Source organism: Actinomadura bangladeshensis, from assembly GCF_004348335.1.
In the GTDB taxonomy this organism is placed as follows: Bacteria; Actinomycetota; Actinomycetes; order Streptosporangiales; family Streptosporangiaceae; genus Spirillospora; species Spirillospora bangladeshensis.
On the sequence record NZ_SMJW01000259.1, the window covers coordinates 1 to 10,701 of the forward strand.

A 10,701-nucleotide genomic window follows, 5' to 3' on the forward strand; every position below is an offset into this window, starting at 1 on the left:
ACCACACCATCATCGGTGCGGAGATCGGCAACACTCAACGTCACGCTCGAAAGATCCCAGTCTCGCCCTACTTGCGTCACAGAAGACTAGTTCGTCCCCATGTCTCCCCTGAGTCTGACAGAGAGGGATCCGCCGCAGCCTCGCGAACCCGAAGGTCTTTCTCCAGCCGGACGTCACTCGCCGATCACAAGGGGGCCGGCTCTGGAAGGACGAGTTCGCCGGCGACGTGTCACTCAAGGAGTGGCAGTGGGCCATTGAACGTGATCTCTACCGAGTGCCCTCCCCGGAGTCCCCGAGCAGCGGGCGCACGATGCTGTCCTTCGCCATACGTCGCGGTCTCGACGGATTACTCAGCCCGACCGGTACTCACGCCAGGCAGTCCCCTCATGACGCGATGGTCAACCTGAGTCACCTGTTCGGGCTCGATGTCGGGCTCGCCGAGCAGTACCGGACGCTCGCGACGCAGGACTCGACCAGGAAGAAGCTGGTACAGGCGGCCAAGGATCCCGTCTGGGGGAAGATCGTCGGTCGCTCCGCAGAGTTGCGCGGCGAGATCGGTGCCGTGGAGCAGCGCGTCCGGGAGTTGCAGGAGCAGGCCAAGGGGTTCCGGGTGCTCCCCGAGTACGAGAACATCCGGGCGGAGGCCGACGAACTGGAGCAGGAGATTCGTCGGCTGCGGGACCAGGACACGGTGGACCGCCACAACCTTCTTGAGATGCGGGAGGCCGCCACCGACGTCGCCGAGCCCGACGACCGCTATCTGGAGGAGGCGTACGAGCAACTGGGCGTCCTGATGGGCCAGGAGGTGCGCCGGCGATTCGATGATGTGCGCGCCTTCCACCAGACGGTGGTGCGCAACCGGGAACGGCAACTGCGCGAGGAGGTCGCTCGCGTCGAGGAACGTCTCACGGAACGAGCGAGGGAGCGCGAGCGCCTCGGTGAACGCCAGTCGGCGCTGCTGACCATGCTCAGCGAGGGTGGTGCACTCGACGCCCTGACGGCACTTCAGCATGTCCTCGCTCAAGAGCAGGCGCGACTGGAGGCGTTGCGGCACCGCTTCCAGGCGGCCCAGACCCTGGAGGCCAGTCGGCGCGAGATCGAGGGCAAGCGGATCGAGCTCGAGACCGCCACGGCCGAAGACCTCGAGTACCGTGCGGCGGTCACCGACGAGGCGAACCGGCTGTTCAACGTCTACGCACGCCGGCTCTACAGCGACGCCCGCACTCCCTATCTCGCGTTCACTCCCGGTAAGCAGAAGATCCAGATCGAGGCGCACATCGATACCGACAACAGCCGCGGTGTGCACAACATGGTCATCTTCTGCTTCGACCTAGCTCTCGCCGTCCTCGCGCATCGCGGCCGACGCGGGCCCGACTTCCTCGTGCACGACAGCCATCTGTACGACGGCGTGGACGCTCGGCAACTCGCCGCGGCGCTCGCGCTCGGTGCCGAGGTGACCGAGGAGGAGGGCATGCAGTACATCGTCACCATGAACTCCGACGACCTGACCAAGGCCGAGTCCGAAGGGTTCACCCCGACCGGTCACGTCCTGGAGCCGCACCTCACCGACCAGCCCGACGGCGGCCTCTTCGGCTTCCGCTTCTGAACCGTAAGCCGGCCATCACTGAAGCCACGGCCCCATGGACGTGGTGCTCCTGGGTGGCCAACCAGGCTGTCCGTAGTGTACGCGGCCCTGTTTAAACGCCATCCATGTAGGAAACCTGCATGGACGAGGCTAGGATGGATTTAGATCCCGACTCCAAGGGGTTCGCATGTTGCTGAGGTTTCGCGGGGCGAACCACAGGTCGTTCCGAGACGAGTTCGAACTCTGGACGGCCGCGAGCCGGTTCAACGCGGGTTCCGGCCGCCCGACGGGCTTGGCCGCAGACCCGGAAGCGGCGTACTTGCCGACCGTAGTGATCTATGGGGCCAACGCGTCCGGTAAGTCCAGCGTCCTCCATGCCATGAGATGGATGCGACGGGCAGTACTGGGGTCGGTGGAGACGTGGTCGTCCCTGGATGCCATCCCCCGCGAGCCCTTCGCTCTCGATCCGGATGCGCGCGACGAGACCTCGCTGTTCGAAGTCAACATCGTCCTAGACGGTGACCGCTTCGTCTACGGCTTCGAGGTGTCCGACGAGCGGGTCGAGTCAGAGTGGCTGCACGCCTACCCCGGCGGGCGGCCCCGCAGGCAGGTGTGGTTCGAGAGGGATGCCGACAACAAGGATCCGTTTAAATTCCCGGGTGAGGGACTGAAGGGGGACAAGGAACGTCTTGTCCCGAGGACCCGCCCCAATGCGTTGTTCCTTACCGTGGCTGCCGCATTCAACCAACCGTACTTGAGCCCGATCCACGCCTGGTTCAAGCAGAACCTCTGGTTCGTCGCGCCCGGCGAAGGAGAAAACAGCCGTGGCGGGTTCACCGCGGAGAAGCTCCGCGATCCAGCTACTATGGAACTAATCATCAAGCTTCTCAAGGTCGCCGATCTGGGCATCGACGGCGCCGAGTCGGAAGTGGTCGACGGCCAAACACGAATCCAGCTGCTCCATCGGGGAAAGCATGAAAGCGTTCCGCTGAATTTCCATCTTGAATCCCAAGGTACTCGAAGCTGGTTCTCGTTCCTCGGGCCGATGATCGAAGCATTGGACAAGGGCGCGGTTCTCATGGTCGACGAACTCGACGCCAGCCTGCATCCGACCCTCGCGGCGGAGGCTCTGCGCATTTTTCAGGATCCGCAGGCGAATGAGAACAACGGGCAGTTGATCTGCACGACGCAGGATGTCACACTGCTGGGCAACCTTCACTCGTTCCCGCCACTTGAGCGCGACCAAGTGCGCCTCGTCATCAAGGACCGGGGAGGGAGGTCAGAGCTCTACCCGCTGACCGATGCGCGCCCTCGTAAGGACGAACCGCTTGATCGCCGCTACCTGGCGGGCGGCTACGGGGGTGTTCCACGAGTGACCGCCGGCGAGGCGGCCGACGTCTTGAGCTCGGACAACGCAGAGGCCTGCGCATGACCTCTAAGGGTAAGAATAGGAAGCGCGGCGCTCCCGCTCGAAGTACGTCATCACGCCCACGAGACCAATATGGGCAGAACAGGCGAAGTCTTGTTGTGACCGTCGTGTGTGAGGGGAAGACAGAACGGGACTACTTGTCCTGCCTAAACGACGAGGCGGGACAGGAGGGCCGCTTCTTTATCAATCTGGCGCCTGCGAGCCAGCCGAACCAAGGTTTTAAGCCGGAGAAGGCGGTCCAGCAGGCGATCGAGGCGAAGAAGCAGCTGCCCGCTGCTGACAAGAAGCAGGTTTGGGTTGTGTTCGATCGCGACGAGAACACGGACATCCCTCGCGCATTCAGACTAGCAGACGTACACAACATCGAAGTGGCCTTCTCGGCGCCTTCCTTTGATTTGTGGCTCTGGCTGCACTTCGCACCCGGTCTGCCCTCCCAGTCAAGCAACGATCAGATCTTGCGGAGCCTCAACGCCGTCGCCGGGTTCGAGTACTACGGCAAGCGGAGCGGAGGGAAGAGCAGTAACTCGAATCCGAAGCGGCTGAACGACAAACAGAGATCTGTATTGTGGGGGAAGCGTGTGGACGCTGTGCGGCTTGCCCGCAAGCTCGTTGACCGCTGCTGGGAAGGGCACTGCGAAGCGAAGCAGAAGCCTGCGGAATCCGGGCACGCCGATAACTGCGACCCGTTGAGACGCGACACGCAGACGGACTTCTACCGGCTCATGGAGTTGCTCCGTGTCGCCGATCGATCGGAGCGACGACACCGGAGGAGTAGTTGAGCGCGTCCCCGGTCACGACCCTCTACCAGGTCCGTTCGCTGATCCTTGACGCCGCATCGCAGTTGAAGAAGATCGACGTGGCGGCGTCCCGGAACTATGTGTCCGCGCTCCTCCTGCTCAAACGAAGCTCGGACGTCTTCGACGGGGCCAGTGCTCGTGTGTACGATCGGGAACTTGCCCGGACGGGTGACGAGGCCGAGGCTGTCAAGGCCGCCGGCGATCCCGAAGAGTACACCGACGTGATCTTCGTTCCACCGGAATCGGCTTGGTCGGGGCTGCTCGGCGTGACGAGCCAGGTGGGCAATGCGCTTCATGAGGCTCTGAAAGGGCTGGAGAAGTACAATACTGATCTTGCCGGTGTCCTTTCCCATATCGACTTCAACAAGAGCCTGGGTGGCGCACGCTTCCGTGACGAGGCGCTGACCTCCTTGATCAGGAGGTTCGACGAGGTATCGCTCCGGGACGCCGACCTGGAGTTCCCGGGACTCGTCGGTGACGCCTACGAGTCGCTGCTGGCCACCTTCGCCGGCTTCTCAGGGTTCAAGAGCGGCGACATGTACACGCCGACCTCGGTTGTTCGGCTGATGGTCGGGTTGGCCGATCCGGCACCGGGTCACACGGTCTACGATCCCTGTGCCGGATCGGGTGGCCTGCTCATCCAGGCACGCCGCCACGTTGCCGACCATCATCCCGACCGTGCCGGGTATCTCGCGCTGGCCGGGCAGGAGCTCGCCGCTGTTCAGTGGGTGAGCGCGCGACTCAACCTGGTCTTCCACGGCATCCGGGACGCCGACGTGCAAATGGGTGACACGCTCGTCGACCCGCGGCATGTCGACGGGAAACGCGTTGAGCGGTTTGACCGTGTCCTCGCGAATCCGGAGTTCTCCGTCAAGTACGACGCCGCAGCCGTCAGTGCGAAGGCTTACGGCAGATTCGGGTACGGCATGGGAGTCGGACCCGCTGATCTTCTGTTCGTCCAGCACATGCTCGCATCTCTTGCCGAGGGCGGCCTCGCGGTCACCGTCATGCCGCACGGGGTCTTGTTCCGGTCCAAGGGAGAACAGGTCGTCCGCAGGGCCATGTTGGAGAACGACGTCATCGAGGCCATCGTCGGTCTCGGGCCGCAACTGTTCTCCCGCACCGGGATCCCCACGTGTCTGCTGTTGCTGCGGGCTCCTGGCGGCAAACCGGTGGAGCGACGCGGTCAAATCCTCATCGTCAACGCCGATCGTGAGTACCGGCCCGGTCGGGCCGGCAACCATCTCGACGAAGAACACCTCGAGAAGATCAGGGCGGTCTGCCGCGAATGGCGCGAGGTCGAGGGCTTCTCCCGGATCGTGGCCGTCGAGGACGTGCTGGCCGATGACGCCAATCTCAACATCCGGCGCTGGGTTGACAACACTCCGTCCCCCGAGCCTCAGGATGTCAGCGCACACCTCTATGGAGGCGTTCCGGCCGCGGAGGTCGAGCCGCTCCGTCCCATCTTCGGCGCATTCGGACTGGACGTCGGTGACTTCTTCGTCTCGTTGGACGACGGATACCTGGACGTGCCGTCAGATGGTCCGGCTGGGGCAGTGGCCAGGATCGAGGATTTGGCCGCCCCTACCGTGACCGAGTTGCATGACCGCTGCGCCACCTGGTGGGCCGAGGAGGGTGACGTCCTGCTTGAGCCGATGAACCAAGGGTCGATGGCGGTCAAGGAGCGGCTCATCCTCACGTTCGCCCAAGCCCTCGGTTCGCAGGGGGTGATCGGCGAGTTCGTCCTGACCGGGCTCGTCGCGCAATGGTGGGTCGATCACATGGAGGAGGTGCAGGCGCTCGCCGCGGGCGGACCCCGCCGGGTCGTGGAGGGCTGGGCTGCGTCCGTGGAGGCCCTGTTCCCTGCACGGCGCACCCAAGGCGGACGCAGATCGAGCAGTCACGCGGCGGACTTGCGGGATGCTCGCGAGCACCCGCTGACTGTTGCCCTCCTACCCGGTTTCCAGGACATGCTGCGGGAGGCCGATGAGGCATTCGCGGCCCTGGATGCTCACCTCAGGTCCCTGAAGGCGGCTCAAAAGGAACACACGGAAGCGGGCGAAGAGACGTCCCCAGCTCAGTCGGCTGAGCATGAGCGCCTGGAGGGGGAGCGGAAAGCGGCCCTCAAGGTTCTCGAGCAGTTGGAGCGTGAGCTGCCCGCGAAGTTCGCGGAAGCCGTCGCCGACATCTCTGAACAAGACGTCCGGAAAATCGTCCTTACCATTATGGGTGAGGATCTGGTCGCCCGGTACGACTCACGTGTGATGGACGCCTTGCGCACCGTCATCGACCGCTACCGTTCCCTAACAGTCAAGTACGAGGTCTCGCTTGAGCGGTTGGAGACGGACCGAGATGCGGCCACTGACCGGGTGCGGGGCCTCCTGGGCGAACTCGCCTACCCTCGCCGCAAAAGTCGAGGAATGCCCGAAAGGTCTGCCCTGGAGTAGCTAACCTACCTGGGGGATCTCCAAGGGGGCGTGCGTGAGCCGGGAAACGTTGGCGACCGATCGGCTTGCCGCACTACTTGCCGACCGCCTCGGCTGGTCGGCGCCCGTCGACTGCTCACTGGGCGAGGCCGGGCCGTTGAGCGGCGAGGGGCTGGCCAAGGGTATCGACCGCGCGCGTTTCCTGGACGCGGTGCGCCGCATCAACCCGGGGCCCGGCGGCGAGCTCTGGCTCGACGACGCGCAACTTGCGCAGGTCTGGGACGCCGTTGCTCGGATCGACCGCGACATGGTCACGGGCAACGAGCAGTTCTTCGAACTGTTGCACTCCGGTGTGGCCGTGGACGCCCCGCCGTGGCTGGACAATGGACGAAGTCGGGCCGTCAAGCTGGTCGAGTGGGACGACCCGGACGCGAACGACTGGGTTGTGGCGACCCACGTGCCGATACGCCGCCGCAGTGCGGGGGTCCCGGCGGTCGAGCTCGATTTCGTGGTCCTGTGCAACGGCATCCCGTTCGTGGTCGGTGCCGCTTCCGGCCCACAAGAGACCGACGGTGTCACCGGCGCGGTCGACCGGCTGCGGGTTCTGTCGGGGGAACGCCGTCTGCTGCCCGACCGATCGGTGCCGGAGCTGTTCCGTTACGTCCAGTTCCTTGTCGCCGTCGATGACGAGCGCGCCGCCCTCGGCACGGTCACGTCCCTTCCAGAGCATTTCGCCGAATGGCGCAGCACCTATCCAGACACTCTGGAGACCGCGGCCGCCCGGCTCGACCTCCCCGCCGGGCAGCAGCCCACCACGCTGCACACGCTCGCGCTGGGGGTGCTGCAGCGGGAACGCCTCCTGGACCTGGTACGAAGCTTCAGCGTGTTCCAGTGGCTGGACGGCAGGACCGTCCGGCTCGTCGCCCGCCATCAGCAGTACCGTGCGGTGAGCAAGACCGTGCGTCGGCTCGTCGGCGAGCAGGACCCCCGCGCCCGTGGCGGCCTGCTCTGGCACACACAGGGCTCCGGCAAGAGCCTGACGATGGTGTTCCTCATCCGGAAGATGCGCAACACCGACGGCCTGCGCACCTTCAAGATCGTCGTGGTATCGGACCGCCGGGCGCTGAAGACGCAGCTCACCCCGGTGCTGCGGCTCAGCGGGGAGATGCCGCTGGTGGCCGAGAGCAGTGCCGACGCGCGCCGGCTGCTCACGAGCACCACGCCCGGCGTGATCCAGCTGATGATTCAGCAGGCGAGGACGGACACGGGCGCGGGTCAGGAAGCGGACGACCAGTTCGGCGGCCTGTTCGACTCGGTGCTGAACAACAGCGACCAGATCCTGCTGTTGATCGACGAGGCACACCGGACGCATACCGGATGGTGGCACGCCCGGCTGACCGCCGCGCTGCCCCGCGCGGTGAAGATCGGCCTGACGGGGACGCCGATCGTCCGGTCCGGAGGCCGGACGACCACGGAGATCTTCGGCTCGGAGATCGATCGTTACACGTTGCGGGAGGCCGAACAGGATGGCGCCACCGTCCCGATCCGCTACGAGGGACGGTATGTGTCGTCCTCGCTGGTCGACCGCGCGGGGCTGGACGCAGCCTACCAGCTCGACGCGGCGGACGAGGTGCCGCTCAACGTCCGGCACGTCCTGGAGTCCACGGACCTGATCAGGGCGAAGGCCCGTGACATGCTCGCCCATTGGGTCGAGCATGTGCTGCCCGCCGGGTTCAAGGCCCAGGTGGTCGCGGTCAGCCGGCTCGCCGCCGTCCGCTACCGGGACGCGTTCTTGACTGCCAGGGATGGCCTGGTCCGCGCCGCCGAGAAGCACCTGGCCAGTCCGGGGCCGCACGACGGCTACGACGAGGGCCTTCTCGCCGCCGCGGCCCGGCACCTGTATCCGCTGCGGCAACTCGACTTCATCCCGGTGATCTCGCCGTCGGCAGGGGACCCGCCGGAGTTCCGCCCGTGGACGGAGAGGTCTGCCCACGACACCCACATCGCTCGCTACTTGCAGCCGCTGCCGCGTCCGGTCGCGGGTGAGCGTGGTGATGACGCGGAGGAACCGTGGTCGCCGTCGGCTCCCCTGGAGCCGCCTCCGGTCGACCCCAACGAGGGCCCGGATGGTCCGTGGGACGGCTGTTTCGGTGGGCTGGAGCCCGATACCGCGTTCTCCGGACGGCCGCGGGAAGAAACGCCGGTCGGGTTCTTGATCGTGCAGCGGATGCTGCTCACAGGCTTCGACGCGCCTCTGCAGCAAGCCTTGTATGTGGACCGGCCCATTCGGGGGGCCGAACTGCTCCAGGCAGTGGCACGGACCAACCGGCCGGCGCGCAACAAGCCGTACGGTTTGGTCGTCGACTACGTTGCGCTTGCCGACCACCTGGACGAAGCGCTCGCCGAGTACGAGCTGGACGACCTGGAGGGAATGCGGGAGGACCTGCTCGGCTACGAGCTGCCCCGTCTCGCCGCACATGCGCAGACCATGCGGGGCACCCTCGCCGAGCTGGGGATCAGCGAATCCGAGGCCCGCGATCCGGACGCCCAGGAGGAGTTGCTCGCGCGGCTGGAGGATCCGGCCCTGCGTGCCCGGTTCGACGGCGCGGCTCGGGCGTTCCTGTCGGCCGTCGAACGCCTGCTGCCACGCCGTGAGGTGGGTGCCCATCTGGAGTTGGCCAAGGATGTCGGGCTGCTCCAGTGGCGGGTGCGACGGCGTTTCCGTGACACCGGCACCGGCCGTCCCGACCCGAACCAGTACGGCCCGCTCCTCCGGGAACTGCTGGACGAGCACATCCGCGCCAACGTGCGCGTCCAAGAGGTGCCACCCGTCGAGATCACCGGCGCGAGCTTCCGGGACCGCGTGGACGCGCTGCGCAGCGACCGCGCCCGAGCCCGCGAGTACGAGTACGCCCTACGGCGGCTCATCGAAGAGAGTCGGCGCAGCGATCCCGGCCGTATCGGGCGCTTGAGCGGTCAACTCGACCTCCTGCTCACCCAATTGGACCAGCAGTGGCGGGAACTCGCGGACGCCCTCGGCGACCTGGTAGACCAGATCGTTGTGGACGACGCGGAGATCCTTGCGCTCGACCTCGACCCGCAAACGGAAGGACGTATCTTCAGCGTTCTCGAGGAGCAGCTTGCCGCCGAGATCAGCGCTCAGGGGCCCATCACACGGGACCGCCTGGTCGAGGTCGCCAGACGGCTCGCAGTAGACATCAGGGATCAGATCGGTCCTCCTCACTTCCCGGGGAACGAGCATCTTCAACAGAACCTCCGCAGGAACCTGCGGCGCCAGGTAATCGATCTGCTCGATGTGAGCCGTGACGTGGCCGGCCCGATCGCTGGGGAGCTGCTAGGGCTCGCGGTTGAACAGAGAGACCAGTTCCTCAGGGAGTAGGGAGCAGGTTCCGGGCGGTGTTCAAGCGATGGACGGTGAGCTCGGCCAGTCGACTTCAGAATACGATCTGATAACCTGTGGTCATGAGCACCACGATTCATCCAGACTCGGTCACCTTCTCCGACCTGTCCCGCAACCCGCGGGCCGTCGCCGAACGTGCCTCCAAGCTGGGCCGGGTGCGCGTCACCCATCGTGATGCACCCGACTTCTTCCTCACGGTGGCCGATCGGGAAGAGCGGCGTGACGAGACGCTGGCCACGGCCTCTCGGATCTTCATCGCGCTGATGAAGCACGATCCGGGCGCCCGCGAGCTGCTTCTCGCCATGCCGGATGTGTTCCCGTGGGTGCATCATCTCAGCACCGATGAGGTGCGCGCCTTCACCGTAGAGCTGGTCGAGGCGCTTTCGGACGCGGCCGAGCTCGACCTTGACGCGTCCATCGACGAGGTGATCACCGGTTGGCGTGCGACCGCGCGCATCAAGGCCGATCCTCAGCAGCACGCGGACGCGGTGCGCCCCACCAGCGGTGACTTCGGCCAGGTGGAAGTACACCCGTGAGTCCGAAGCGGGGGGATCGTGTCACGGTCCCGCCTCCGGATGACCAGTGGGATGTGCGGTTCGGAACGGGCGAAGCCGCGAACGGCTGGGACGAGCTTTGCCGGCTCGCCGTGGCCAACAGCCGGCGATGCTTGGAGATACTCCGTTCCGAGCCGCGCTCCCGCGCCAACCATCAACGCCAGCATCGGCTTCGCGGAGATCTCGCAACCCGCCGGCACAACGGTCAGGACCTGGAGCAGTGGGAGTACGAGGTCACCAGCGGTGGCCGGGTGCGCTACCTCATCGACGACGAGACGGAGCCTGTCAAACTCGTTGAGACAGTTCAGGCTGCGGGTTGGGCCTGGTTGTTCTCCTGGTTCTTGTCCTTGGGTGGTTCGTTTATCCAGGCCTTGTCGGGCAGTTCGGGCGGGACGGGCCTGGTGTGGAACCGTTCGGGGTTGGCGGTGTAGGCGGCGGCCAGTACCTTGCAGCGGCGGTCTCGGATCTTGGTCGCGGTGCCGTCATGGA

At 65.7% G+C, this 10,701-nt stretch carries 6 protein-coding genes and 1 pseudogene; 6 read left to right on the forward strand and 1 reads right to left on the reverse strand.

Annotated elements, in window-relative coordinates; translation table 11 throughout:
• The first annotated feature begins 310 nt into the window (after positions 1-310).
• The 6 genes from E1284_RS33365 (at position 311) to E1284_RS33390 (ending at position 10,194) form a co-directional block, all read left to right on the forward strand.
• Positions 311-1,606, forward strand: coding sequence for an ABC-three component system protein (locus E1284_RS33365; RefSeq protein WP_131944153.1), 1,296 nt, complete (start codon positions 311-313; stop codon positions 1,604-1,606).
• A gap of 166 nt (positions 1,607-1,772) precedes the next feature.
• Positions 1,773-3,017 carry an AAA family ATPase gene (locus tag E1284_RS33370; protein WP_131944154.1) on the forward strand — a complete coding sequence of 415 codons (1,245 nt, stop codon included), beginning with the start codon at positions 1,773-1,775 and terminating at the stop codon, positions 3,015-3,017.
• Between the two features lie 104 nt (positions 3,018-3,121).
• Positions 3,122-3,793 (forward strand): RloB family protein, encoded by a 672-nt coding sequence (locus tag E1284_RS33375; RefSeq protein WP_165965524.1) that lies wholly within the window; start codon positions 3,122-3,124, stop codon positions 3,791-3,793.
• Positions 3,790-6,258, forward strand: a complete 2,469-nt coding sequence (locus E1284_RS33380) for a class I SAM-dependent DNA methyltransferase (RefSeq protein WP_131944156.1) — start codon at positions 3,790-3,792, stop codon at positions 6,256-6,258. Before E1284_RS33375 ends, E1284_RS33380 begins: the two co-directional genes overlap by 4 nt.
• 34 nt (positions 6,259-6,292) lie before the next feature.
• Complete coding sequence (locus tag E1284_RS33385; protein WP_131944157.1) at positions 6,293-9,637, forward strand: type I restriction endonuclease subunit R; 3,345 nt, start codon at positions 6,293-6,295, stop codon at positions 9,635-9,637.
• A gap of 83 nt (positions 9,638-9,720) precedes the next feature.
• Positions 9,721-10,194: a hypothetical protein gene (locus tag E1284_RS33390; RefSeq protein ID WP_131944158.1), complete on the forward strand. Its 474-nt coding sequence runs from the start codon at positions 9,721-9,723 to the stop codon at positions 10,192-10,194.
• A 322-nt stretch (positions 10,195-10,516) separates the two neighbouring features.
• Here E1284_RS33390 and E1284_RS41965 read toward each other — a convergent pair.
• Positions 10,517-10,701: pseudogene (locus E1284_RS41965) on the reverse strand (hypothetical protein); the annotation flags it as partial.

Excerpts from the sequence above, each read along its gene's own strand:
- E1284_RS33370 (WP_131944154.1), top strand. The coding sequence starts at position 1,773 with ATGTTGCTGAGGTTTCGCGGGGCGAACCACAGGTCGTTCCGAGACGAG.
- E1284_RS33365 (WP_131944153.1), top strand. The coding sequence starts at position 311 with ATGCTGTCCTTCGCCATACGTCGCGGTCTCGACGGATTACTCAGCCCG.
- E1284_RS33390 (WP_131944158.1), top strand. The coding sequence starts at position 9,721 with ATGAGCACCACGATTCATCCAGACTCGGTCACCTTCTCCGACCTGTCC.